The following is a 23,107-nucleotide window of genomic DNA, read 5'->3' on the forward strand; positions in this document are numbered from 1 at the left end:
TGGCGTACTGCCTGCTTCATCCGGTACAGTAGCTGTTCGTTGGTTGAAGCGCTGAAGCGCCAAGACCACGGTTTGGGTCTTTAGCTCAGCTGGTAGAGCGCCACGTTTACACCGTGGATGTCATCGGTTCGATCCCGGTAGGACCCACCAGCAGAACCCCGTCATTGCAGGCCGAGAGGCCGGCAACGACGGGGTTTTTTAGTCGTCTGGAGGGAAACTATCCTCTTAAGCGGGAGCAGGGCATCGCTACGCCTGAGATAGACCAGCCGGTGGGTGCCACCTGGACAGGACGAGTCTCATCATCGCGTGCCCCGAGGCACGCCGCGCGGGCGCCGGCCACGCCTGCACTCCAGGACGGTCCCTGTTCCCGGCCCACTTGAGTAGGAAAGTAAGAGACGGCCAACAGGACTGCGAAGGATGCCAGGACTGCGGCAGGTGCCCGGACCGACTCACGACGGATGGATATTGCCAGCAGCGGAAACAAGGCCAGCATGAACATGGCCGGTGCCGCCGAATATCTGGTGAGCGTGAAGTGCGCCCACTGGTCATCCGTGAGGTGGAGATAGTCGAACTGCGCCCGGGGATTTGCCACGAGACAGGCCGCCCACACCCCGAACGAGGCGGCCAGAAAAAACAGGGCCAGAAGACGATGCTCGCGCTTGCCCCTGACGAGGAGATACACCAGGGCGGCGGCGATCGGAAGAAACCCGAGGATCACCGGGGCCGCCCCGAAATTCAGGATGTTGATCCCCATGTTGCGCGACGAACCAAAGAAGATGACGCCCGCCATGTTGATGAACCAGCCCGCCACCACTGACAACGGGTCCCAGGCCTGCCCGCTGCTGGGAACTCGGGGATAGAGAAGGGTGGTGTAGATCTGGATGCCGGCGCCGGCCACCAGGCCGGCGCGCGCCGGCCAGTACGCCTTGTCACGAACGTGCAGCAGAACCAGGGGAAGGAACAGCACGGAAATCACCTCGGTGAGCCCGGACGAAACGGTCGCGAGGCAGAGGATGACAGCTTCGGGGCGGCTTTGCGCAGGCTTCAGTAGCAGCCACGGAACGAGCCACAGCAGATACCAGTGGAGGTTGGCCGTGTTGCCGAGGATTTCGTATGGCCCGACGCTGACCAAAATCGGGATTGCCGCCCAGGCGAGTCTGACCCAGAGACTGTCAGTCAGGGCCGAGGCGCAGTGGAACGTCAGGTAGGCAACCACGGCGACGACAAGGCAGGAGACAAAGGCCAGGCTTGCGGCGAAGTTCTCGACCGGAACGAAGTCCACAACCGCCTCTGCGGCGAGCCGTGGAAGGACGTGCAGATAACCCTCGTAGGGAGCGAAGATTGCGCCGGGTCCCCCGCCAGACATTGCCTGCTGCAGGAACACCGGACCATCTTCGGCCCAAACGGTATCCAAGGCAGTTTTAGGGAGTCTGACGATCGAGATGAAGGTGGTGATTGCGATGGCTACAACGGCGATGGCCGCGCGAGTGGCGGTGGCTCTCAATCGGATGCTCCCTGTTTTTTGCATGCTGTGAACATCATCCTCCGTAGTATGGCGCGGAGTCGCTGCTGGCATGCCCAGGGATCAAATATAGTCCAGAGCGATCCACGGGTTTGTCTCCAGCGCAGCAGCCACGGGACCCGCGCGAGGGAGTGTCATACCCTCGCAATAGCTTTGTCGGCATGGAACATGTGATGGTGAAATCAGGCCCGGACGGGAAGCCCTGGGCGGTGGTCCGCGGCGGCCGGGAATGGATTGTCGGCGCCGAGCCGGTCCGCTGGTTTGAGCGGGTGAGCTGGTGGGAGTCCGAACGGCGGATGCCGAAGGGGCTGAGCCGCGTCGACGTGGAGGTGTGGCAGGTCCAGGCGACTCTTGGCCGCAACCGGGGCTCGGCGCTGACCACAATGGAACTCATCCGGGATGGGCTGGGCGGTGGGTGGCGGCTGCGGGACGCCGTCGCGGACGCCGCCTAGGGAGGCGCGGGAAAGAGGCAATGGAAAAGCCTTCCACCGCGACTATTGGGGGATGCTGCGGTGGAAGGCTTGTTACGAATATACCGTGAAAGTCCGGAAATGTTAAACCCAAGGCCACAGTTGCCAGCCACTGGAATGGCCCATTCGGTGGCGTAATGGGGCCATCGTCGATGGCTTCCGGCAGGGCCTGCTGCCGCTGGGGTGAATCCGGGCCTGGTTCCATCCGCCGACGCCCCGGCCCTGCGACACTCCGGCCGCGGGACACGCCGGCCCGGGATCTAGGATGTCTTCATGACTGCCACGAGTGCCCGCCGAATCGCCCGAGTCCGCCCCCTCGCCCATGTTTCGGAGGCCGAGCATTTTTTCGTCGCAAACGACGCCCCGGGCTTCGGCAGTGAAGCAGGAAAGGCGTGGACGGTGATCAACACGCCCTTCCCTGGATCCGTGGCCAACGCCGGCAGCGCACCCCGCAGTGGTTGGGAAAGCGGTGACACGGTCGAAGAAAGCTCGTTCACCTTTCTGGCGCCAAGTGTCCCGGCCAATGTCCTGGGTATGGCGCACAACACCGGCCAAGCGGGACGCGATCTCCCGCCGCAGGCCTTCCACAAGGCAGCGACCAGCGTGGTCGGTCCGGGAGACGCCATAGAACTGGGGCCAGACGTGGGCCGCGTCGACCCGGAAGCGGAACTGACGATCGTCGTCGGGAGCAAAGTCCGCGGACTGACGCTCAGCAACGCGCTGACCGCAGTTCTGGGGTTCACCATCGGAAATGACGTCTCCGCGCGGGACTTGCAGATGACCGACGAGCTGTGGATCAGCGCCAAGAGCCGGGACACGTTCACTCCGATGGGGCCGTGGATCGTCACGGAGCTGAGTGGCGCCAACCTGGCGATCGGAATCAAACACAACGGCACGGAACTCAGGGCGGCCGGCTCCGCTGATCTCGGCTGGGGAGTGGAGGAAATCCTGGTCTACGTGACATCCTTCATGACGCTTCACCCTGGCGATCTGGTGCTCACGGGCTTCCCCGCCGAGTGCGCGCGCATCGTTCCCGGCGACACCGTCACCTGCCACATTGAGGGCATCGGGGAGCTGACGAATCCCGTGGTGGCCGCGGACTGACTGCGTTCGTTTGCATCGCGTGTCAGGCTTGACCGCTGAAATCACAACGCAGCACTCTTCGGGGACCAATGCGACGAGGCAGCGGCAGCGGCAGCACGGTTTCCGGCTCTAGCCATTATGATGGTTACTGTTCAGCTGAATGAACAGCACTCGAATGGCGCCGGCGACATACGCGCGAAACCTGAAGGAGAATCATGGCCGATTCCCGAGTTCCCCGAATCTCCGACGGGCTGGGGAGCGCCTCACCCGCACCGGCGGTCACCCGCGCCGCCGCTGTGCTGGAGGCCCTGGCTGCCTCTGCGACCGGGCGCCTCACGCTGAGTGACCTCGCCAGGGAGCTGGGAATTCCGAAGTCTTCGACGTCGAACCTCCTGCTTGCGCTCGAGGAGGCCAGGCTCATCAATCGCAAAGGCGCCGAGTTCACTCTCGGACGGAAGTTGGTTGAGCTCGGCGCGGCGTACCTCAGCCGCCTGGATGAGGTCCAGGAGTTCTACCTGTTCTGTGAACAGGCTCCAACGCTTTCGGGGGAAACCGTCCGCATCGCCATGCTGGATGGAGCAAACGTCATCTATCTGGCCCGCTATGAAGGCCACCCTGCAGTTCGCCTGACCTCCAACGTCGGGGACAAGATGCCGGTGTCACTCTGTGCCGTGGGCAAGGCGCTGCTGGCGCGGCTGCATGACCACGACATCGCCGAGATGTTCCCGGACGACGCCCAACTGCCCGTCCTCACCCCGAAGTCGCTGCGCACCGGGGCCGAGCTCAAGGCCCAGCTCGCCGTCATCCGGGACAAGGGTTTCGCTTTCGAGGATGAAGAATCGACCACGGGGGTCGTCTGCCTGGCCGTCGCGGTCCCAACGCGGGGGGCGCACGGGCCCAGCCTGGGCCTGTCGGTAACCGCGCTGAAGGCCACGTACTCGGAAGAACAAGGCGCCATGATGGTTAAAGAACTGCAGGAACTGGCCCGGTCCCTGGGCAATCCCATGGGGTAGGGCTGGCGGCGTCAGCCAGGCAAGTGGGTTCCCCGAAAACTAAATCTGATTACACATTGGCGCATTGATCACCATGTTGTACGCTGTTCAACATGGTGATCAACCCCTCAGGGGGTTGCTCCTATCCCACCAGGCCAACGGGGGTCTGGAGTGATCTTGAGGGAGTGCTTGTGACAACTAGTACTAATACACCGCTGGCCGAAGCGGACGGCGCCGTCGTCGATCCGGAACAGCTGCGAAGGGCAACTCTTGCCAGCTCCGTGGGCTCCGCTCTGGAGTACTACGACTTCTACATCTACGGACTGGCGTCGGCCCTGATCTTCGGCCCGCTCTTCTTCAAGCCGCTCGGCGAGGATGGAGCCCTGATCGCATCGTTTGCCACGTACGGCGTGGGTTTCGCGGCCCGGCCTTTTGGCGGCCTGATCTTCGGCTACATCGGCGACAGGTTCGGCCGCAAAATGGTCCTGATCCTCACTATCGGCCTGATGGGAACAGCAAGCTTCGCCATCGGTCTGCTGCCGACGTTTGAACAGGCCGGCATGCTGGGCGCCGTTCTCCTGGTGACCCTGCGCATTCTTCAGGGTCTGGGCGCCGGCGCGGAGCAGGCAGGCGCCACCACATTGATTTCCGAAGTCGCACCGCGCCGGCGCCGTGGCTTCTTCGCCTCGCTGCCGTTTGTCGGTATCCAGCTGGGCACCCTGCTCGGTGCGGGAACCTTCGCCCTGATTGCAATGGCTGACAAGGCCGTCCTGGAAGGCTGGCTGTGGCGGGTGCCGTTCCTGGCGAGTGTGATCCTGATTGCGGTGGCCATCTTCATCCGGCTGAGGCTGAGGGAAACGCCCGTATTCCAGGAGCTGGAGAAGCACAAGAGTGTGGCCAAGAACCCCATCGGCCAGCTGTGGAAGCACTCGAAGAAGAACGTGCTGATCGGCATTGGCCTGCGGATGGGCGAGAACGGGAATTCCTCGATCTATTCCGCCCTCCTCATCGCCTTCCTGGCGTCAAAGGACGGGGTCTTCCCGGGCGACAAGTTCATTGGTCCGGTGGGCCTGCTCATTGCCGCCGGCTTCGCCGCCGTTATGGTGGTCACCTTTGGTGCGTTGTCGGACAGGTTCGGCCGGGTGCCCGTCTACCGTTACGGTGCACTCTTCCAAGCGATCATCGCGCTGCCGGCGTTCTATCTGGTGACGCTCGGCAACGTCACGCTCGTCTGGATAGTCATGGTGGTGGGCATCGCCCTCGGCGTTCAGTCCATGCTCGGCCCGCAGTGCCCGCTCCTGCCCGAACTCTTCGGTTCGCAGTACCGGTTCACCGGCGTGGCCATGAGCCGTGAACTCTCTGCCGTCATGGCTGGCGGACTCGTTCCCCTGGTGGGTGCCGCGCTCCTGGCGGCCACGGATCACTCCTGGCTGGTGCTCGCCATCTACTCGCTGGTTCTTGCGCTCATCTCGTTTGTGACCACCTTCTTCACCCCCGAGACGGTGGGACGCGACCTCCTCCTCACAGAAGACGCGAGCTAGGCGCTCCTCGCTCCCAGCCCGACGTCGGCACAACCTGAGGCCGCGGCCCCTCCCTTCAGGAAGGGGCCGCGGCCGTTTGTGCGGCACGGCACCAACGCAAAAGGCGGCCCTCCGTTTCCGGCGGGCCGCCTTGTTTGGTTGGTGCCGAACAGGCTGCCGGGCTTAGCCTGAATCCACCGGTTGGGTTTGGGCCGGTCCGGCGTTTTAAACCGGAAATGCCCTTCTGATCAGGGAAAATAGGACTTGTCTAGAGTTCCGTTTTCGCCTTGCAGAGGAGCATTCCGTAGATGCAACTTTTCCATACCCCGTCGGCTATTTCCAGCGCTTTTGATGATCCGAATCTCGTGTCGGCCGCGGGGCTGGTCCCGGTCATGGGTCTGGCCGGGAAAACCGGGCTCGGGGAACTGGTCGATGAGCATCTGAAACTGCCGGACTATTTCGGTGCCAACGCGGGGTTGAAGGTCACGGCCCTGGTCGCCGGGATGGTTGCCGGCGCCGATTCCATCGATGATATGGGACTGCTGCGCCACGGTGGGATGGGGAAACTGTTCAAGGGCGCCTACGCGCCTTCGACGCTGGGCTCGTTTCTGCGGACGTTCACTTTCGGCCATGTCCGCCAGCTCGACGCGGTCGCCTCCCGCTGGCTGCCCGCATTGGCCAGGGCCGCCCCGGTCACGGCCGGGATCGACGCTCTGGCACTGGTCGATATCGACGACACGGTCAAGGCGACCTACGGCTATCAGAAGCAGGGCGCCGGTTACGGGTACAACGGCGTCAAGGGCCTGAACGCGCTGATCGGGACCGTCACCACCAACGAGGCCGCACCGGTCATCACCGGGGCGCGGCTGCGCAAAGGCGCCACCAGTTCGGCGCGCGGGGCCGGCAAATTCGTGGCCGACACCCTCGCCACCGTGAATCGGCTGCGTTCGGCGGACGCGGACGGCATGGTGCTGCTGCGCGCGGACAGCGCGTTCTACAACCACGCGGTTGTCACCGCCGCGGCACGGGCCGGCGCGAAAGTCTCGATCACGGCCCGGATGGACCCGCACGTGAAGAAAGCCATCGCGAAGATCCCGGACTCCGCGTGGGAGAAGATCAAATACACCAATGCGATCTTCGACGAGGAATCCAACACCTGGATCTCCGATGCCGAGGTCGCCGAAATCGGGTTCACCGCGTTCATTTCCAAGAAAAAGGAAGACCGCGTTGCCGGCAGGCTGGTGGTCCGCAGGGTTCCGGAACTGAACCCCAAGGCCGTCACGGGTCAGGAAACCCTGTTCGACACCCACCGGTTTCACGCGTTCTTCACCACCGTCGCCGCAGACGTCCTGGACACCGTCAAGGCGGATAAGACCCACCGCGCCCACGCGGTGATCGAGCAGGTCCATTCCGATCTGCGCGCCGGTCCGCTGGCCCACCTACCCTCAGGAAAGTTCAACGCCAACGCCGCCTGGCTCGCCGCCGCGGCCATGGCGTTCAACCTCACCCGCGCCGCGGGCACCCTCGCCGGAGGGCATTTCGCCAAAGCCACCACCGTGACGATCCGGACCAAAATCATCAACGTCGCCGCCCGGACCGCATCTTCGGCCCGGCGTATCAGACTGCATCTGCCCGAAAACTGGCCGTGGCAGGACGGTTGGGAAAAGCTCTTCGACACGATCTTCCCGCCGCCCAAACCGGCCTGAACCCTGTCAATCCAGCCGATACGGCGCAACCGAAAGAAACAGTGGAACACCACCGGACAGCGAGGTCCTGCCATCCACCCTGCCCCCGGCCCGAAAACAAGACTGAATCAGAATCCGGCCATCAGCGACAGCCGACCGGTGGATTCAGGCTTAGTAGAAGTGGACCGTGTCCACGAGGTGCGGGAGTTCGCCGCCGTCGAGGAACGTGCGCAGGTTGGTGCAGAAGCGCTCCGAGATCAGGCGGTTTTCGGCTGCGCTGAGGGCAGAGGTATGAGGGGACACCATCACCCTGGGGTGGTTCCACAGCGGGCTGTCCTGGGGGAGCGGCTCCACGGCAAACACATCGAGGCACGCATACGAGACCTGGCCGTTCCCGAGCGCCTCCAGCAGGGCCTCCTCGTCCACCACGGTGCCGCGGCCCACATTCACAAAGACAGTCCCGGGCTTCATGGCCGCGAAAACTTCGCGGTTGAAGAGCCGCTCGGTGTACGGCGTGCCGGGAAGTGTATTGACGACGGCGTCCGCCGTGGCCAGCAGGCCGGCGAGGCCGGCATTGTCCGCGACTTCCTCGATGCCGTCGATGGGCTCCACGGTCCTCTTGGTGCCGCTGACGGTCATGCCCAGGGCGCGGGCGATCCGAGCAGTCTCAAGCCCGATCTCGCCCAGTCCGGTGATCGCCAGGCGGGAGCCGTTGACCAGGCGCGTGGGGGTGCGGAGCTCGGGCCAGACCTTTGCCGCCTGGTCCTGCGCCAGTTCTGCGCTGCGCTTAAAGCCGTTGAGGATGCCGAGGGCGGCGAACTCCGCCAGCGGCAGGGCGTGAACGCCCGCCGAGGTGGTTACCTTGAACTTCTGCAGCGTTCCGGCGTCGAGTCCCGATGCCTTCACGGCACCGCCGGCGCCGGCCGCCATGGCATGGATCCACTCAAGGTGGGGGTTGCTGCCGGCGATCCTGGCGAGGCCTGCCGGGCTTTCGTTGGGGAATCCGTACAGGACCTGCGCGCTGTTCAGCATGTCCCAGTAGCGCTCCTCCTGCTCCGGCGTCCGGCGGAAGTCCGGATCTCCGGAGTGGTCCGCGGGAAAGCGTTCCGGCGGCAACAGCTCTGGTTCGTAAAGGACAGTAACGGAAGGATCTACTGCACGGATGCGCTCCACAAACTCTGCTTCGAGCGGGACGGCGATCGCGACTGTGGTTTGAGTCGTCATGGTGTTCATCATACTGAATGAAGGTTAGGATATTGAACAGATTTCGAAGATTGACCAGGATCAGTCACGACGAAGTGAGGCAGCATGGAGAGGGACCGGAAGGAAGCCGGCTTTGTCGGCCTGGGGCTGATGGGTGCGCCGATGGCGGCAAACCTGCTCAAAGCAGGCTGGGCCGTCAGCGCCTGGAACCGCTCACCGGCAGCACTCGACGCGTTCGACGCCCTCGGGGGCGGACGCGTGGCCGCGGTGGAGGACCTCCGGGACGCGCCGGTCATCATCTTCATGCTCCCTGACCTCTCCTACATCGAGGACTCAGCCGTGGGCCTCCTGGCCAGCTGGTCCGTGCAGCCGCCGGCCGCCGGAACCGCCGTTGTGGTCATGAGCAGCGTCTCGCCGGCCGGGGTGCAGGAATTTGGGGCCCGGGTCGCCCGGGCGAGCGGCGGTAACGCCGTCGTCGTCGATGCTCCCGTGAGCGGCGGCACCAAAGGTGCCGTGGACGGGACCCTGGCCATCATGGCGGGCGCAGGCGACGAGGACTTCCGGCGGCTCCTGCCGCTGTTCAGCGCGATGGGCACCACGGTGCGGAGGCTGGGACCGCTCGGTTCGGGATCCCTCGCCAAGGCGTGCAACCAGCTCATCGTGGGAACCACGACGGCGGCACTCGCAGAAGCCGCCGAGCTCGCCGAACGCTCCGGCATGGACGTCGCGGCGCTCTACGAGGTGCTCGCCGGCGGCCTGGCCGGAAGCCGGGTCCTGGACATCGTGGGGCCACGGCTCGCCGCCAAGGACTACGCTCCCACCGGCCCCGCCAAGTTCATGCACAAGGACCTTACGTTTGTGCTCGAGAGCGCCGCCGCCGTCAACGCCGCCGTGCCGATGGCGGGCGCCGGCGTCGAACTCTACGCGGAACTAGAGCGCCAGGGACTGGGGGACCAGGACCTCGCCGTCGTCCGGCAGACCATCTCGAATCTCAGCGACCACAGCAGCCAAGACCAATTGAGGATCAGCAAACCATGAGTGCACTTTTTGACCTGACAGGCCGGACCGCACTGATCACGGGCTCCAGCCGGGGGATAGGCAATGCCCTGGCGCGCGCGCTGGCGGACGCCGGCGCGACGGTGGTGCTCAACGGCATCAACCCCGAACGGCTGAAGGCCGCAGAAGCCGCAATGGCCGCGGAATACCCGCCAGGGCGGGTTCACAGCTGCGCCTTCGACGTCACGCGCGACACCGAGGCGGCCCGCGGCGTCGCCTGGGTGGAAGAAAACGTCGGACCCCTGGAAATCCTGGTGAACAACGCAGGCATCCAGCACCGTGTCCCCATGCTGGAACTGGACGTGGCCGACTGGGAACGGGTGATCTCCACCGACCTGACCAGCGCGTTCCTCGTGGGGCGTGAGGCCGCGCGGCACATGATCCCGCGCGGCCGGGGCAAGATCATCAACATCTGCTCCGTCCAGACGGACCTCGCCCGGCCCACCATCGCTCCCTATGTTGCGGCCAAGGGCGGACTCCGGAACCTGACCCGGGCCATGACGGCGGAATGGGCGGGTTCCGGCCTGCAGATCAACGGCATCGCACCTGGCTACATCCACACCGAAATGACGCAGAACCTCGTGGACGATGCGGAGTTCAATTCCTGGATCCTCGGCCGGACGCCGGCACACCGGTGGGGGACCGTGCAGGACCTGGCCGGCCCGGCGGTCTGGCTCGCGTCCGACGGCTCGAACTTCGTCAACGGCCAGACGATCTTCATCGACGGCGGAATGACTGTGGTGGTCTGATGGGCGCCGTAACAGAACTGCCGGCCACGGCGGCCGCGGTGGTGGCTCACGCAGCGGGCGATCTCCGGATCGAGGACATTCCAGTGTCCGCACCGGCGTCCGATGAAGCTGTTGTCGAAGTGGCGTTCGGCGGCATCTGCGGCTCGGACCTGCACTACTGGATGCACGGTGCCGCCGGCGAGTCGGTCCTCAAGGCGCCCATGATCCTGGGCCACGAAATCGTGGGCACCGTGCTCCTGCCCGCCGCGGACGGCACCGGGCCTGCGGCCGGCACGGCCGTCACGGTGCATCCCGCCACGCCCGGCCCGGGCGCGGCCCGGTACCCCGAAGACCGTCCGAACCTGTCACCGGGCTGCACCTACCTGGGCAGCGCCGCACGCTTCCCGCACACCGACGGGGCCTTCAGCCGCTTCGCCACGCTGCCGGCCCGGATGCTCCGGCCCTTGCCAGCAGGCCTGCCGCTAAGGACCGCCGCGCTGGTGGAACCGGCCAGTGTCGCCTGGCACGCCGTCTCGCGTGCCGGCGACGTCGCGGGAAAGACGGCCCTGGTGATCGGCAGCGGCCCCATCGGCGCGCTGGCGGTGGCTGTCCTCAAACGAGCGGGCGCGCAGCGGATCGTGGCCGTGGACATGCACGCCAGGCCGCTGGAAATAGCCCGCGCCGTGGGAGCGGACGAGGTCCTCCAGGGCGACGACGCCGAGGCCATCGCGGCGGTGGAGGCAGACGTTGTCATCGAGTCCTCCGGCAGCCATCACGGCCTGGCCTCGGCCATCAAGGGAGCGGTGCGCGGCGGCAAAGTCGTGATGGTTGGGCTCCTGCCCTCCGGCCCGCAGCCCGTCCCGATCTCGCTGGCGATTACCCGCGAGCTGGAGCTGCTGGGCTCGTTCCGCTTCAACAACGAAATTGATGAGGTCATTGCAGCACTCGCCGACGGATCGCTGTTCGTGGATCCGGTGGTCACCCACACCTTCACGCTGGACCAAGGACTGGAGGCCTTCGAGGTCGCCAAAAACTCGGCTGTCTCCGAAAAGGTGCTGCTGGACTTCAGGCCGGCCGCTGAAGGGTGAACGGCGGGGAGTGAACGGCACCCGTCCGTGGCGGGGCCGCTTGCCTTAAAGCCGCTGGAGCGGCACGAACACCCGGGGCTGGTTCTTCCAGCTGGGCTCCATCTCGGAGATGGTCTCCCGCATGATCCGGTTCGAAGCGTCCCTGGCGGCGGTGGCCTCTCCGGCGGCAATCGCTTCGGCCAGCTCGACATGCCACCGGAGTGCCGTTTCCCTCGGGTGGTCCGGCATCAGGCCGTGCACGGTGCGCCCGGTCAGGGTTTCGGCCACCTGGCCAACCATGTTGGCGAACATCTCGTTGCCGGAGCCGGTCAGCAGCAGGGAGTGGAAGTGGATGTCCAGCTCCAGGAACCGCGGCACGTCGCCGGCCTGGCCGGCGTCGCGCATGGCGAGGGAAATGTCCACCAGCTCGCGCCGCAGCTCTTCGGGGGCATTGACCGCCGCCAGTTCCGCGGCAACGGGCTCGACGGCGGTGCGCAGCTCGGCGAGGGAGCGCAGCTGGGCTCCGCGTCCGGCGCCGGCCAGCCGCCAGCGGATCACGAGAGGATCGAAGGGGTTCCACCGGTTGGCCGGCAGGACCCGGATTCCCACCCGCTTGATGGTCTCGACCAGGCCCAGGGACTGCAGGACGCGCACGGCCTCACGGACTACCGAGCGGGAGACTTTGAGCTCGGCTTCAAGGTGCTCGGCCAGCATGACGTGGCCGGCGGGGAGTTCTCCCGCGACGATGCGGGCGCCCAGATGCTCGATGGCACGGTGGTGGAGGCTGGTTGACATAGTCGTAAGCATAGTGCGCAGCACGGGGACCCAGCGGCGGCATCCAGCCGCCGTTCCGGTCCGGACCGGTGGAGCGGGTGCCGGAAATCATAGACTGTTTATGACGCGCCGTTATTCCGCCACGTGGGCGCTGCTTTCCCGTAGACCGCGGAAATACATATGGTTGATTGACAGCCACTGTTCCCAGAAGCGTGTTCCGCATGAAATGCGGGACGAACTGCACTCGTTGCACAGAAATGAATTGGAGTTTTGATGTCAGCACACATCGGTGTCACCGGCCTTGCGGTGATGGGGGCCAACCTCGCCCGCAACCTGGCCCGGAACGGCTTCACCGTTGCCCTGCACAACCGGTCCGTGGAGAAAACCGACGCGCTCCTGGAAAAGCACGGCCAGGACGGAGACTTCGTCCGCACGGAGACGCTCCAGGAACTCGTCGACTCGCTGGAGAAGCCGCGCCGCGTGCTGATCATGGTCAAGGCCGGCAAGCCGGTGGACTCCGTGATCGAGCAGCTCGAGCCGCTCCTGGAGGCGGGCGACATCATCATCGACGCCGGCAACTCGCACTACGAGGACACCCGCCGCCGCGAGGCCGCGCTGGCCAAGAAGGACCTGCACTTCGTCGGCATCGGCGTCTCCGGCGGCGAGGAGGGCGCCCTGAACGGCCCCTCGATCATGCCCGGCGGCTCCAGGGAGTCCTACGACGCCCTCGGCCCGCTGCTGGAAAAAATTGCCGCCCACGTGGACGGCAAGCCGTGCTGCGCCTGGATCGGCACCGACGGCGCCGGCCACTTCGTCAAGATGGTCCACAACGGCATCGAATACGCGGACATGCAGGTCATCGGCGAAGCCTTCGACCTGCTGCGCTCCGGCGCGGGGATCGAACCGGCCGAGCAGGCGCAGATCTTTGAGGAGTGGAACCAGGGCGAGCTCGCCTCCTTCCTGATCGAAATCTCCGCCGAGGTCCTCGGCCACGTCGACGCCAGGACCGGCAAGCCGTTCGTCGACGTCGTGGTGGACGCCGCGGGCCAGAAGGGCACCGGCCGCTGGACGGTCATCTCCGCGCTCGAACTGGGATCGCCGACGTCGGGCATCGCCGAATCGGTCTTCGCCCGGGCCCTGTCCTCCCAGTCGGAGCAGCGTGTGCTGGCCCAGGAACTCCTGGCCGGCGGAGAAGCCGCAGTCGAGGTCCCCGAGGGCTTCGTCGAAGACGTGCGCCAGGCGCTGTACGCCTCCAAGCTGGTTTCCTACGCGCAGGGACTGGACATGCTCACCTCGGCCGCGAAGGAATACGGCTGGGACCTGAAGCTGGACGAGATCGCCTCGCTGTGGCGCGGCGGCTGCATCATCCGGGCGGAGCTGCTCAAGGAGATCACCAAGGCCTACGCCGCAACGGAGAAGCCGGCCAACCTGCTCTTCGCGCCCGCCTTCACCAAGGCGATCGCCGAGGTCCTTCCGGCCTGGCGCCGGGTTGTTTCCACGGCTGTCCAGCTCGGCATCCCGGTGCCGGTGTTCTCCTCCTCGCTGGCCTACTACGACGGCCTTCGCCGCAAGCGCCTCCCGGCCGCCGTGATCCAGGGCCAGCGCGACCTCTTCGGCGCCCACACCTATGGCCGCATCGACGCCGAAGGCACCTTCCACACCCTCTGGGGCGAAGACAAGTCCGAGATCGAGGCCGTGGACACCCACTAGTCCCGGCCACCGTCTGACACAGCGGCCGGCGCTTCCCGATACTCTGGGGGCGCCGGTCGTTCGTGTTTCCGGCCGCAACCTGTCCAAGGAGTTCAGCTCATGCCCCAGCCCGTAGCGTTCGTCACCGGTGCGTCCACCGGGATCGGCTTTGAAACCGCCAGGAAGCTTGCGGCGTCCGGGTTCACGGTCTATGCCGGGGCCCGCCGGGTGGAGAAGATGGAGCCGCTGAAGGCCTACGGCGTAAAGGTCGTGGCGCTGGACGTGACGGACGAGGCGTCCATGGGCGCCGCCGTCGGAGCGGTGATTGCCGCGCACGGGCGGATCGATGTCCTGGTGAACAACGCCGGCTACGGGTCCTACGGCTCGCTCGAGGAGGTGGAGCTCGCCGAAGGCAGGCGGCAGTTCGACGTCAACGTTTTCGGCCTGGCCCGGATGACGCAGCTGGTGATTCCTGCCATGCGGGCCGCGGGCCGGGGGAGGATCATCAATGTGTCCTCCATGGGCGGGAAGATGTATGAGCCGCTCGGCGCCTGGTACCACGCCACGAAGTTCGCCGTGGAGGGCCTCAGCGATTCCCTGCGGATGGAGCTCAAGCCGCACGGCATCGGCGTGTCCATCATCGAGCCGGGAGGCACCCAGACCGAATGGGGTGCCATTTCCGCGCAGGGCCTGCTGGCCAGCTCCGGGGATGGGCCGTACGCGGCGCAGGCCAAGGTCATGGCGGCGGTGCTGGCCACCACAGACAAGGCTGCGCTCTCCACGCGGCCCGAGGTGGTTGCCGACGTGATCGTTCAGGCCGCCACCGCTCTGCGGCCCAAAACCCGTTATCCGGTGGGCGGGAGTGCGCGGGCTCTTCTGCTGCTGCGGCGCCTGCTGCCGGACCGGGTGTTCGACGTCGTGATCTGGAACATCTACAAGCGGTTCCCCGTCTAGCGGCCGGCCGGTTGGCTTCAGGGTTGGCTAGATGTGGTAATCGATGAGGTATTCGGCCGGGTCGACGGCGGGCTTGGTCTCCCGCTGCGCGTCCCGGTGGCGCCAGGTGGCCGGCACACCCGTGATGATCGATTCGGCCGGGGCGTCCTTCACCACCACGGCATTGGCGCCCACGGCGCTGTCCCGCCCGATGGTGATGGGTCCCAGGATCTTGGCCCCGGCGCCGATCACGACGCGGTCCTCGATGGTCGGGTGCCGCTTGACCTTCGCCAGCGAGCGTCCGCCGAGGGTCACACCGTGATAGATCATGACGTCCTCGCCGATCTCGGCGGTCTCGCCGATGACGACGCCCATGCCGTGGTCGATGAAGAAGCGCCGGCCGATGGTCGCCCCCGGGTGGATCTCGATGCCCGTGAGGAACCGGGCCAGCTGGGAAATCAGCCGCGCCGGGAAACGCAGGGCGGGGTTCTGCCACAGCCGGTGCGTCAGGCGGTGGAACCAGATCGCGTGCAGGCCGGAGTAGGCAAAGAAGTTCTCAAAAGAACCCCGAGCCGCCGGGTCGTGTGACCGGGCGGCGTCGAGGTCTTCCTTAAGTCTTGCGAAGAAGCTCACAAAGACCTTTCTACAGCGATGGTGGGACAGTGGGCTGGGACTCAGCCGCGGATGTCGTCGTACAGCACGGTGGAGATGTAGCGCTCACCGAAGTCGCAGACTACGGCAACAATGAGTTTACCGGCGTTCTCCGGGCGCTTGGCGAGCTCCACGGCCGCCCAGACGATCGCGCCGGAGGAAATGCCGCCCAGGATGCCTTCCTTGTTGCCGAGCTCGCGCGCGACGCGGACGGAATCCTCCAGGGTGGCGTCAATGACCTCGTCGTAGACGTTGGTGTCCAGGATTTCCGGGACGAAGTTGGCGCCGAGGCCCTGGATTTTGTGCGGGCCCGGGGCTCCGCCGTTGAGGATCGCGGAATCCTTGGGCTCGACGGCAACGATCTGGACGCCGGGATTGCGCTCCTTGAGGACCTGGCCGACGCCGGTGATGGTGCCGCCGGTGCCGACGCCGGAGACAAAGATGTCCACCTTGCCGTCGGTGTCGGACCAGATTTCCTCCGCGGTGGTCTGGCGGTGGATCTCCGGGTTGGCCTCGTTGGCGAACTGCTGCGCCCAGATGGAGTTCTCCGTGTTGGCCACGATCTCCTGGGCCTTCTCGACGGCGCCGCGCATCCCCTCGGAACCGGGGGTCAGCACGATCTCGGCACCGTAGGCACGGAGCATGACGCGGCGCTCCGTGGACATGGTTTCCGGCATGGTCAGGATGACTTTGTACCCGCGCGCCGCGCCGACCATGGCCAGGGCGATGCCGGTGTTGCCGGAGGTGCCTTCGACGATGGTGCCGCCGGCCTTGAGGGCACCGGACTTCTCGGCTGCATCGATAATGGCGACGCCGATCCGGTCCTTGACGCTGTTGGCCGGGTTGTAGAACTCCAGCTTGACGGCAACCGTGGCGTCCAGCCCTTCGGTGAGCCGGTTCAGCCGGACCAGCGGGGTGCCGCCAACCAACTGGGTAACATCGTCATAGATCCGTGCCATGGGTATAAGCGCCTGTCTGTTGAAGGGGGAATACTGAGGTCAGCCTAACGAGGGCCTGCAGGGCCTAGCTAAGCATTAAGCCATGCAGAGTAATATTTCCTGGCCTTGGCGAGCTTCGGGTTGATGATCACCCGGCAGTAGCCCTCTCCCGGGTACTTGGCGTAGAAGTCCTGGTGCATCGCTTCCGCGACGTGGAACACCGGCAGCCGGCTGACCTCGGTCACGATCGGGTCGGCCCACAGTTGCTGGTTCCGTTCGATCGCCTCCTCGAAAAGGACCTTCTCCTCCGTGGTCTCGTAGAACATCGAGGAGCGGTACTGCGTGCCGACGTCGTAGCCCTGGCGGTTGAGCGTGGTGGGGTCGTGCAGCGCGAAGAACATGTCCAGGATGACTTCCGCCGGAACCACGTCCTCGTCGAATGTCACCGCCACCACCTCCGCATGGCCGGTGGTTCCGGAGCACACGGTGTAGTAGTCGGGGTCACGGTCATGGCCTCCGGTGTAGCCCGAAACAACAGAGCTGACACCCTTGGTTTTCTGGTAGACGGCGTCGAGGCACCAGAAGCAGCCTCCGCCGAGGACAAAAGTTCTCATGTCCTCTTCAATGGTTGAAGAGCCCCGATGATTCCCGACGCCGGTGGCCCGGCGCGCCGAGTAGGGTAAAAATGAGGTTATGGAACCTGTAAACGCCGTTGTTTCAGCCGGCTCTTCCGAAGGAAACGACGCTGCCACCAACACTGATTCACATGCCGGAGCCGGGGCCGGAGAAGCGTCCGGCCCGCCCATGCTGGGCATGATCCTGCTTGCCGTCGAGGAGCTCTGGCCGGAATCGCTGGCCGAGGACTGGGACGAAGTGGGCCTCGTGGCAGGCCATCCTTCGGCTGAGGTGAGCAGGATCCTCTTCGCCGTCGATCCGACCCTCGAGGTGATCGAGGAGGCCATCGAATGGGGCGCGGAGCTGTTGATTACGCACCATCCCCTGCTGCTCAAGGGCGTGACCTCGGTCGCCGCGACCACCGCCAAGGGCCGGGCGGTGCACCGGCTGATCGAGTCCGGAACTGCGCTGCTGACGGTGCACACGAACGGTGACTCCGCCGTCGGTGGGGTGTCCGATGTCCTGGCGGACGCACTCGGCCTGCAAAACGTCGCCCCGCTGACCCCGGCAGCGGATGGCTTGCCCGAAGAGGGGATAGGACGGGTCGGGGACCTCAAGGAAGTCCTCACGCTGGGTGAATTCGCCGCCCGCGTCTTCGGCATCCTGCCGGCGGTCGCCGGTGGGGTCCGGGTTTCCGGGGACCGGGACGGACTCGTCCGGCGCGTCGCCCTCTGCGGCGGGGCCGGTGACTCCCTGTTCGGCGCGGTGCGGGCCAGCAACGCCGACGTCTACCTGACTGCCGATCTCCGGCATCATCCGGCGTCGGAAGCCCGCGAGGCGGCAGTCAACGACCGGCCCTACCTGATCGACGTTTCGCACTTCGCCAGCGAGTGGCTGTGGCTGCCGGCCGCCGCCGAAGCCCTCGGCAATGTGCTGAACGATCAGGGCCATGACGTTGAGATCCGGGTCAGCACCACCAACAGCGACCCGTGGGACTTCATTCTGACTCCGGGCGGGGACTAGAGTCTAGGGAGCGCCGACAAGGTGCCCGGCTCCGGCCGGAAGGGAACAAGCGGAGGTAATAGTGGCCAAGGCAGCACCGGCGGAACAGTTGAAGTTGCTCGAATTGCAGGGACTTGACGCCAAGCTCAAGTCCTTGTCCAACCGCCGCCGAAGCCTTGAAAGCGACTCCCGGATCACCGATCTCGAGGCTGCCCTCGGCGTGGCCAACGGCGAACTCGGTGCCGCGAAAGTGGCCGTCCACGACGCCGAACTCGAGCTCAAGCGCGCCGAGGCCGACGTGGAGCAGGTTGCCTCCCGGATTGAACGCGACGAGGCGAGGCTGAACAGCGGCACCGGCCTCTCCAAGGACCTCGTTGCCCTGCAGAAGGACCTCGTGTCCCTCAACAAGCGCCGCTCCGACCTCGAAGATGTCGAGCTGGAAGTCCTGGAACGCCTGGACTCGCTGCGCCTCCGCCAGGCAACGCAGCAGCAGATCGTCGATGACATCCAGGGTTCCTTCGGCGTCATCCGCGCCGAACTGGACGAGCAGCTGGCCGAGATCGCCACCGAGGCCACGGTGGTACGCGCCAAGCGAGCCGAGTTCGCCGAAGGACTGGACGCCGGGATGCTGGCGATTTACGAGAAGACCCTGGCCAAGCGGGGTGTCGGCGCCGCCCGGCTCTTCCACGGCACCTCGGAAGGCTCCGGCATGCACCTCAGCCCGGGCGACCTTGCCGAGATCAAAGCCGCGGCCGAGGACGACATCGTGTTCTGCCCCGATTCCGGCTGCATCCTGGTCCGCTCCGCCGAGTGGGTCTAGCCGCCGCCTCGTCAGCCCAACTGACCCGCATTTGTTGTCGTTTGGAGCGCTCCAAACGACAACAAATGCGAGCTAGTTGGGGCTTATGGAACTAGTTGGGCAGGACGATGTTGAGGGTATGCGGCTTCCGGGCCGTGCCTTCGACGAGTTCCGCGGCCCACTTCTCGGCCGCGGCCTTCTGCAGCTGCGCGGGCGTCCCCGGAGCCTTGCCCCGGCGGCTCAGCAGGTGCCGCGCCAGCTCCCCGCGGGTGTGCTTGGCGAAGTGGCTGACCACCTTGCGCACGCCGTTGACCTCGGTGAAGACGTTGACCGCGACGGTCTGCGGCGGCGGGGGAGTCCACGCGGCGGCGTAGGTGCTGGAGCGGCAATCCACCAACAGCTCACCTTCCGTTGCGGCCAGCAGTGCCTCGTTGAGCTGCGGTTTCCAGAACGAGGCCAGCCGTCCGACGTCGGGAAGTGCGGTGCCCATCGACAGACGGTACGCGGGCACCCGGTCGGCGAAGCGGATGGCACCCCAGAGTGCTGAAATGACCAGCACGGACTCGTCCGCCTTGCGGCGCTGCGCCGCGGTCAGGGAGTCATAGCCCAAGGCGTCGTACAGCACCCCGGAATAGACCTGGTGTGCCGGCGCCGCCGGTTCGGCATGCAGCCGCGTGTTGCGTTCGACGTCGGCCCGCAGTGAGGCGCCGACGCCCAGGAGCGCGAGGGCGTCCTCGTGAGCGCTGACCGTGCCGAGGGCTTCGAGGACCTTCGCACGGTACGTATTGAGTCCGGGAAAACTCAGGGAGGCCCACTCGACGGCGTCGCCGCCCACGGCGGGGGTCTTGCCTTCGGAGGGCGGCAGCAGAATCAGCACCGTCCAATCTTACCGGTGGCTGGACGTCCGCAGACCCTCCAAAGGCGCCGGCTCAGCCGAGGTGCCGGCCCAGGAAGGAGACCACGTCCGGCAGGATGGACCGCCAGTAGTCTTCGTCGTGCCCGCCGGGCTGGAAGCCGCCCTCGATCCGGCCGGGGAGGGCGCTGACGTAGGCCTGGACTGTGGGGAGAAGATCATCGTCGGTACCGCAGTCGATCCTCTTGGGCAATGCCTCCAGCTGCGGCCGGAGAGCGAAGACGTCATTTGCCGCGAAATCCTCCGGGCTGTCGAAGGCACCGTCCAGGCCGACGTCGTACTCGCTCCAGACGGCGGGGCTCATGGCGGCTACGCCCCGGAGTCCGGCGACCTTCCCCTGTGAGGCGAGGAGCAGCACGCCGAGTCCTCCCATGGACAGGCCGAAAAGGCCGAGCTTGCCGGTGTCGAACCCTTGGCTTGCCAGGAGCGGGATGAACTCCGCCAGCAGCATCGCCTGGGTATCCGTACCGTCCGCGCGCGCGTGCCACCAGGTGTCGCCGCCATCCACGGAGGCTATAGCGAAGGGCGGGCCGCCATCAGCGAGGTGCCGCTGCAGTACCGCCTGGGCGCCGAGGACATCGAAGATGAAACGGTTGCTGCTGCCGGTGCCGTGCAGGAACACGGCCACGGGGAGCTTTTGTTGCCCGGCCAAGCCGGACGGCACCGGCGCGGCCACCGACCACCCGGTGGAGGTGCCCGGCCGGAAGCCTGAGACGAAGGAACCGGATGTGACCTCCACCTGCGGACGCGGGTCGACGGTCGCCGTCGCCGGGTCTCCCGGATTGGCCGCCGTCGGCTTTGCGGTCAGCCCGTCGGTCGCCGGGTCTGCCGTAGGCTTGGCCGCAGCAGCGCATGACGCCAGCGCGGTGGCGCCCAGCAAGCCGGCTCCGAGCTCCAGCATCCGCCGGCGTCCAAGCAACGGCCAGTCCATAGTCTGATCATAGGCATGGAGGCTACCCGGCACACGAGTAGTTCTACCCTCCTACGCCGCCTTAATCGGGGTGGCGGACGCAGATGCCGAGGTTTGGGCCGCCTGGGCTGCCTTGTTTTCGCGCGCCAGGAAAGCAGCGAGCTCTGCAATGGTGCTCATCATGGGTGCAGGGAAGACTACAGTCGAATTCTTGTCCACCGCGATTTCCACCAGGGACTGCAGATTCCGCAGCTGCAGGGCAAGCGGGTGGGCCATCATGGTGTCCGAGGCGTCTCCGAGGGCGGCGGCGGCGATGGACTCGCCCTCGGCGGCGATGATCTTCGCCCGCTTCTCCCGCTCAGCCTCCGCCTGGCGGGCCATGGCGCGCTTCATGCTCTCCGGGAGCTGGATGTCCTTCAGCTCCACCAGGGTGACTTGGACGCCCCATTCCAGGGTGAGGGCATCCAGGATTTCCCGGATATCGCTGTTGATGCGCTCGGTCTCGGACAGCGTCTGGTCCAGGCTGTGCCGGCCGACAACTTTCCGCAACGTGGTCTGGGCGATCTGGTTGATGGCCGCCGCCACGTTTTCGATCGCCACCACGGATTTCACGGCGTCGATCACCCGGTAGTACGCCACCGCGGAGATATCGACGCTCACATTGTCCTGGGTGATGATGCCCTGCGACTGGATCGGCATCGTCACGATCCGCAGGCTGACGAGCTGGAGCTTGTCGATCACGGGAATGATGAAGCGCAGCCCGGGCATTCTCACCCCGATGACCCTGCCCAGCCGGAAGAGGACGCCCTTCTCGTACTGGCGCACAATCCGGATGGACATCCGGGCCAGCGTCAGCACGAGCACGACGACGACGATGAGAACGACGATGCCGGTGAGGTCCATGCGGATCCCCTCCTGATTGCCTGAAGTGCCTGCGTTGTGGAGTTTCCCTAGGTCGCTCACCTTGGTTCAATTGTCCCACCGCGGCTTGGAAAAGGCCCCGGAATCGGGACCATGGCTGTCCTCCCAAGCCCCGGCGATCAGCGGTCCCCGGTCCCAGTAGAATGGACAGCGGATGGGTTGACCAGGCGGCCGCGCGTCACGCAAGTGGCTCGAGGAACGTCCGGGCTCCGCAGAGCAGGGTGGTGGGTAACGCCCACTCGGGGTAACCCGCAGGCCAGTGCCACAGAGAACAGACCGCCTGCGTGCCGTGTGTGCCTGCACAGGCGGCAGGGCAGGTAAGGGTGAAACGGTGGTGTAAGAGACCACCAGCTTCCCGGGTGACCGGGAAGGCTAGGTAAACCCCACCCGGAGCAAGGCCAGACAGGGCACGTTTGAGGGCTGCTCGCCCGAGTGTCCGGGTAGGCTGCTGGAGGGCGTCGGCAACGGCGTCCGTAGATGGATGGCCGCTATTCCCGCGCCGGTAACAGCGCGGGAACACAGAACCCGGCGTATCGGTCAACCCATCCATCCACCGCCGCAGGGCTAGCCCAGGTGCAGCTGCTTCGAAAGCTCCCAGGGGTCGTCGGTGAAGACACCGTCGGCGCCGTCGCTGCGCAGGCGGGACGCGGTGGCGTCGTCGTTGACCGTATAGGGCCACACCGTCAGCCCGGCATCCTTGAGCTTGCGCAGGTAGTCGGCCCTGATGCTTTTGTTCGGTCCCACATGGTCTATCCCGGCAGCGCGGACCTCGGCCGGATCAGGCTCCTCGCCCTCGCGCAGCAGGTACAGGACCTGCAGCCCGGACTTGGCCAGGGTCTGGGCAACCGGGTAGCTGAACGACTGGACAATCACTGTGTCCTGGACGCCGCGCCTGAGGATCGAGTCGGCAAACGCTGCCAGGTCGATAGCCGGATCCTTCACTTCCGGCACCAGGACACTGCGTCCGCCGTACTCGTCCAGCATGGCTTCCCAGGTGGTGGGAGAACCCTCGGCGCCTCCCCGCGGGTTCTTGATGTGCGCCGCCTTCCATTGCTCCAGGGTGATGTCCGCCGGGCTGCCGGTCACGCCGTACATGGTCCGGTCCACGGTGTCGTCATGCAGCGGCACGAGGGTCCCGTCCCTCAGCGGCCGCAGATCCGTCTCGATCGGGAACGCCGTCTTGCTGACGGCTTCGAAGGCTTCCGCGGACGATTCCGGATACACCAGTGAGCCGCCGCGGTGCGCCACCAGCGTGAAGCCGGCCGCGGCCTGGTCCCTAGCGGAAGAGGCTGGGGCGGAGGACGACGAGGCGGACGGCGTCGGCTCTGCAGCCGCGGACGACGACGGCGTTGCCGCCGGCTGTTGCGCGGCGCAGCCGGTACACAGCAGCAACGCGAGCCAAAGGGCCCAACGCTTGACCATCGCCTCAGCGTAGCGGGTTGCGCCCTTCCCGTGTGAGTGATTTCACGCGTAACGGGGCACCGGCCGCCGCGTTGCCGACTTAGAATGGATAGCGAACGTAGAAGTTCTGCCACCGGGTCTGCGTTTGCGGCCGGTGGTTTTTCTTTGCGCCACACGCAGGCGCCCGGGGTGGACCGAATCCCCGGCGAAACCCAGGTTCCGGACACCCTCCGGC

General features: G+C 65.9%; 22 protein-coding genes, 1 tRNA gene and 1 other RNA gene. 14 read left to right on the top strand and 10 right to left on the bottom strand.

What is annotated here, in order from left to right; genetic code table 11:
• Positions 1-74 precede the first annotated feature (74 nt).
• Positions 75-150: transfer RNA gene (locus ACVWZ8_RS16200), tRNA-Val, on the top strand.
• 67 nt (positions 151-217) lie between these two features.
• Here ACVWZ8_RS16200 and ACVWZ8_RS16205 read toward each other — a convergent pair.
• On the bottom strand, positions 218-1,576 hold the full coding sequence (locus ACVWZ8_RS16205) for a hypothetical protein (protein WP_456505188.1): 1,359 nt from the start codon (positions 1,574-1,576) through the stop codon (positions 218-220).
• A 119-nt stretch (positions 1,577-1,695) separates the two neighbouring features.
• Between ACVWZ8_RS16205 and ACVWZ8_RS16210 the strand changes: the two genes are divergently transcribed.
• From ACVWZ8_RS16210 to ACVWZ8_RS16230, 5 genes are all read left to right on the top strand, one after another.
• The gene (locus tag ACVWZ8_RS16210) at positions 1,696-1,974 is read left to right on the top strand and encodes a hypothetical protein (protein ID WP_426978355.1); all 279 of its coding nucleotides are present in this window, start codon (positions 1,696-1,698) and stop codon (positions 1,972-1,974) included.
• Between the two features lie 291 nt (positions 1,975-2,265).
• Positions 2,266-3,096 (top strand): fumarylacetoacetate hydrolase family protein, encoded by an 831-nt coding sequence (locus tag ACVWZ8_RS16215; RefSeq protein ID WP_426978354.1) that lies wholly within the window; start codon positions 2,266-2,268, stop codon positions 3,094-3,096.
• A 194-nt stretch (positions 3,097-3,290) separates the two neighbouring features.
• Positions 3,291-4,088 carry an IclR family transcriptional regulator gene (locus ACVWZ8_RS16220; RefSeq protein ID WP_426978353.1) on the top strand — a complete coding sequence of 266 codons (798 nt, stop codon included), beginning with the start codon at positions 3,291-3,293 and terminating at the stop codon, positions 4,086-4,088.
• A gap of 170 nt (positions 4,089-4,258) precedes the next feature.
• Complete coding sequence (locus tag ACVWZ8_RS16225; RefSeq protein ID WP_456505189.1) at positions 4,259-5,608, top strand: MFS transporter; 1,350 nt, start codon at positions 4,259-4,261, stop codon at positions 5,606-5,608.
• Between the two features lie 287 nt (positions 5,609-5,895).
• Positions 5,896-7,293 (top strand): IS1380 family transposase, encoded by a 1,398-nt coding sequence (locus tag ACVWZ8_RS16230; protein ID WP_456503753.1) that lies wholly within the window; start codon positions 5,896-5,898, stop codon positions 7,291-7,293.
• A gap of 150 nt (positions 7,294-7,443) precedes the next feature.
• Here ACVWZ8_RS16230 and ACVWZ8_RS16235 read toward each other — a convergent pair whose 3' ends face one another.
• Positions 7,444-8,508 (bottom strand): D-2-hydroxyacid dehydrogenase, encoded by a 1,065-nt coding sequence (locus ACVWZ8_RS16235; protein ID WP_456505190.1) that lies wholly within the window; start codon positions 8,506-8,508, stop codon positions 7,444-7,446.
• Positions 8,509-8,580: 72 nt separating this feature from the next.
• Between ACVWZ8_RS16235 and ACVWZ8_RS16240 the strand changes: the two genes are divergently transcribed.
• Genes ACVWZ8_RS16240 through ACVWZ8_RS16250 form a run of 3 tightly spaced genes read left to right on the top strand, consistent with a single transcriptional unit; the run spans position 8,581 to position 11,347 of the window.
• Positions 8,581-9,513 carry an NAD(P)-dependent oxidoreductase gene (locus ACVWZ8_RS16240; RefSeq protein WP_426978349.1) on the top strand — a complete coding sequence of 311 codons (933 nt, stop codon included), beginning with the start codon at positions 8,581-8,583 and terminating at the stop codon, positions 9,511-9,513.
• Positions 9,510-10,280 (top strand): SDR family oxidoreductase, encoded by a 771-nt coding sequence (locus ACVWZ8_RS16245; protein WP_426978348.1) that lies wholly within the window; start codon positions 9,510-9,512, stop codon positions 10,278-10,280. The genes ACVWZ8_RS16240 and ACVWZ8_RS16245 overlap by 4 nt, the downstream gene beginning before the upstream one ends.
• Positions 10,280-11,347 carry an L-idonate 5-dehydrogenase gene (locus ACVWZ8_RS16250; RefSeq protein WP_456505191.1) on the top strand — a complete coding sequence of 356 codons (1,068 nt, stop codon included), beginning with the start codon at positions 10,280-10,282 and terminating at the stop codon, positions 11,345-11,347. Before ACVWZ8_RS16245 ends, ACVWZ8_RS16250 begins: the two co-directional genes overlap by 1 nt.
• A 45-nt stretch (positions 11,348-11,392) precedes the next feature.
• Here the strand turns inward: ACVWZ8_RS16250 and ACVWZ8_RS16255 are convergent, their stop codons facing one another.
• The gene (locus ACVWZ8_RS16255) at positions 11,393-12,121 is read right to left on the bottom strand and encodes a FadR/GntR family transcriptional regulator (protein ID WP_426978346.1); all 729 of its coding nucleotides are present in this window, start codon (positions 12,119-12,121) and stop codon (positions 11,393-11,395) included.
• A gap of 252 nt (positions 12,122-12,373) precedes the next feature.
• Between ACVWZ8_RS16255 and gndA the strand changes: the two genes are divergently transcribed.
• A complete protein-coding gene (gene gndA / locus ACVWZ8_RS16260; RefSeq protein ID WP_426978345.1) occupies positions 12,374-13,810 on the top strand; it encodes an NADP-dependent phosphogluconate dehydrogenase in 1,437 nt (478 codons plus the stop codon).
• 99 nt (positions 13,811-13,909) lie between these two features.
• Positions 13,910-14,743, top strand: a complete 834-nt coding sequence (locus ACVWZ8_RS16265) for an oxidoreductase (RefSeq protein WP_426978344.1) — start codon at positions 13,910-13,912, stop codon at positions 14,741-14,743.
• Positions 14,744-14,770: 27 nt separating this feature from the next.
• Here ACVWZ8_RS16265 and epsC read toward each other — a convergent pair whose 3' ends face one another.
• From epsC to msrA, 3 genes are all read right to left on the bottom strand, one after another.
• Positions 14,771-15,355 carry a serine O-acetyltransferase EpsC gene (gene epsC, locus ACVWZ8_RS16270; RefSeq protein WP_426978343.1) on the bottom strand — a complete coding sequence of 195 codons (585 nt, stop codon included), beginning with the start codon at positions 15,353-15,355 and terminating at the stop codon, positions 14,771-14,773.
• Positions 15,356-15,396: 41 nt separating this feature from the next.
• On the bottom strand, positions 15,397-16,332 hold the full coding sequence (gene cysK / locus ACVWZ8_RS16275) for a cysteine synthase A (protein WP_456505192.1): 936 nt from the start codon (positions 16,330-16,332) through the stop codon (positions 15,397-15,399).
• 68 nt (positions 16,333-16,400) lie between these two features.
• On the bottom strand, positions 16,401-16,925 hold the full coding sequence (gene msrA, locus ACVWZ8_RS16280) for a peptide-methionine (S)-S-oxide reductase MsrA (protein WP_426978341.1): 525 nt from the start codon (positions 16,923-16,925) through the stop codon (positions 16,401-16,403).
• Between the two features lie 190 nt (positions 16,926-17,115).
• Here msrA and ACVWZ8_RS16285 point away from each other — a divergent pair, with 190 nt between their 5' ends.
• Both ACVWZ8_RS16285 and ACVWZ8_RS16290 read left to right on the top strand, forming a co-directional pair.
• Positions 17,116-17,949: a Nif3-like dinuclear metal center hexameric protein gene (locus ACVWZ8_RS16285; RefSeq protein WP_456505967.1), complete on the top strand. Its 834-nt coding sequence runs from the start codon at positions 17,116-17,118 to the stop codon at positions 17,947-17,949.
• 61 nt (positions 17,950-18,010) lie between these two features.
• The gene (locus ACVWZ8_RS16290; protein WP_426978339.1) at positions 18,011-18,748 is read left to right on the top strand and encodes a zinc ribbon domain-containing protein; all 738 of its coding nucleotides are present in this window, start codon (positions 18,011-18,013) and stop codon (positions 18,746-18,748) included.
• A gap of 91 nt (positions 18,749-18,839) precedes the next feature.
• On the opposite strand, the gene ACVWZ8_RS16295 is transcribed toward ACVWZ8_RS16290, so the two are convergent.
• Genes ACVWZ8_RS16295 through ACVWZ8_RS16305 form a run of 3 tightly spaced genes read right to left on the bottom strand, consistent with a single transcriptional unit; the run spans position 18,840 to position 21,453 of the window.
• The gene (locus ACVWZ8_RS16295) at positions 18,840-19,604 is read right to left on the bottom strand and encodes a YaaA family protein (RefSeq protein WP_426978338.1); all 765 of its coding nucleotides are present in this window, start codon (positions 19,602-19,604) and stop codon (positions 18,840-18,842) included.
• A 52-nt stretch (positions 19,605-19,656) separates the two neighbouring features.
• Entirely contained in the window at positions 19,657-20,571 is a 915-nt protein-coding gene (locus tag ACVWZ8_RS16300; RefSeq protein WP_426978337.1) for an alpha/beta hydrolase, read from the bottom strand.
• A gap of 51 nt (positions 20,572-20,622) precedes the next feature.
• Positions 20,623-21,453, bottom strand: coding sequence for a slipin family protein (locus ACVWZ8_RS16305; protein ID WP_426978336.1), 831 nt, complete (start codon positions 21,451-21,453; stop codon positions 20,623-20,625).
• Positions 21,454-21,626: 173 nt separating this feature from the next.
• On the opposite strand from ACVWZ8_RS16305, the gene rnpB reads away from it, so the two are divergent.
• An RNA gene (gene rnpB / locus ACVWZ8_RS16310) (RNase P RNA component class A) lies at positions 21,627-22,020 on the top strand.
• 15 nt (positions 22,021-22,035) lie between these two features.
• Here the strand turns inward: rnpB and ACVWZ8_RS16315 are convergent.
• Entirely contained in the window at positions 22,036-22,893 is an 858-nt protein-coding gene (locus tag ACVWZ8_RS16315; protein WP_456505193.1) for a glycerophosphodiester phosphodiesterase, read from the bottom strand.
• Positions 22,894-23,107: the final 214 nt, after the last annotated feature.

Source organism: Arthrobacter sp. UYCu723, from assembly GCF_054059215.1.

What these genes read in the sequence shown, in the direction of transcription:
- ACVWZ8_RS16205 (WP_456505188.1), bottom strand. Translation starts at nt 1,576, where the DNA reads ATGCCAGCAGCGACTCCGCGCCATACTACGGAGGATGATGTTCACAGC.
- ACVWZ8_RS16210 (WP_426978355.1), top strand. Translation starts at nt 1,696, where the DNA reads ATGGTGAAATCAGGCCCGGACGGGAAGCCCTGGGCGGTGGTCCGCGGC.
- ACVWZ8_RS16215 (WP_426978354.1), top strand. Translation starts at nt 2,266, where the DNA reads ATGACTGCCACGAGTGCCCGCCGAATCGCCCGAGTCCGCCCCCTCGCC.
- ACVWZ8_RS16220 (WP_426978353.1), top strand. Translation starts at nt 3,291, where the DNA reads ATGGCCGATTCCCGAGTTCCCCGAATCTCCGACGGGCTGGGGAGCGCC.
- ACVWZ8_RS16230 (WP_456503753.1), top strand. Translation starts at nt 5,896, where the DNA reads ATGCAACTTTTCCATACCCCGTCGGCTATTTCCAGCGCTTTTGATGAT.
- ACVWZ8_RS16235 (WP_456505190.1), bottom strand. Translation starts at nt 8,508, where the DNA reads ATGATGAACACCATGACGACTCAAACCACAGTCGCGATCGCCGTCCCG.
- ACVWZ8_RS16240 (WP_426978349.1), top strand. Translation starts at nt 8,581, where the DNA reads ATGGAGAGGGACCGGAAGGAAGCCGGCTTTGTCGGCCTGGGGCTGATG.
- ACVWZ8_RS16245 (WP_426978348.1), top strand. Translation starts at nt 9,510, where the DNA reads ATGAGTGCACTTTTTGACCTGACAGGCCGGACCGCACTGATCACGGGC.
- ACVWZ8_RS16250 (WP_456505191.1), top strand. Translation starts at nt 10,280, where the DNA reads ATGGGCGCCGTAACAGAACTGCCGGCCACGGCGGCCGCGGTGGTGGCT.
- ACVWZ8_RS16255 (WP_426978346.1), bottom strand. Translation starts at nt 12,121, where the DNA reads ATGTCAACCAGCCTCCACCACCGTGCCATCGAGCATCTGGGCGCCCGC.
- gndA (WP_426978345.1), top strand. Translation starts at nt 12,374, where the DNA reads ATGTCAGCACACATCGGTGTCACCGGCCTTGCGGTGATGGGGGCCAAC.
- ACVWZ8_RS16265 (WP_426978344.1), top strand. Translation starts at nt 13,910, where the DNA reads ATGCCCCAGCCCGTAGCGTTCGTCACCGGTGCGTCCACCGGGATCGGC.
- cysK (WP_456505192.1), bottom strand. Translation starts at nt 16,332, where the DNA reads ATGGCACGGATCTATGACGATGTTACCCAGTTGGTTGGCGGCACCCCG.
- msrA (WP_426978341.1), bottom strand. Translation starts at nt 16,925, where the DNA reads ATGAGAACTTTTGTCCTCGGCGGAGGCTGCTTCTGGTGCCTCGACGCC.
- ACVWZ8_RS16285 (WP_456505967.1), top strand. Translation starts at nt 17,116, where the DNA reads ATGCTGGGCATGATCCTGCTTGCCGTCGAGGAGCTCTGGCCGGAATCG.
- ACVWZ8_RS16300 (WP_426978337.1), bottom strand. Translation starts at nt 20,571, where the DNA reads ATGGACTGGCCGTTGCTTGGACGCCGGCGGATGCTGGAGCTCGGAGCC.
- ACVWZ8_RS16305 (WP_426978336.1), bottom strand. Translation starts at nt 21,453, where the DNA reads ATGGACCTCACCGGCATCGTCGTTCTCATCGTCGTCGTCGTGCTCGTG.
- ACVWZ8_RS16315 (WP_456505193.1), bottom strand. Translation starts at nt 22,893, where the DNA reads ATGGTCAAGCGTTGGGCCCTTTGGCTCGCGTTGCTGCTGTGTACCGGC.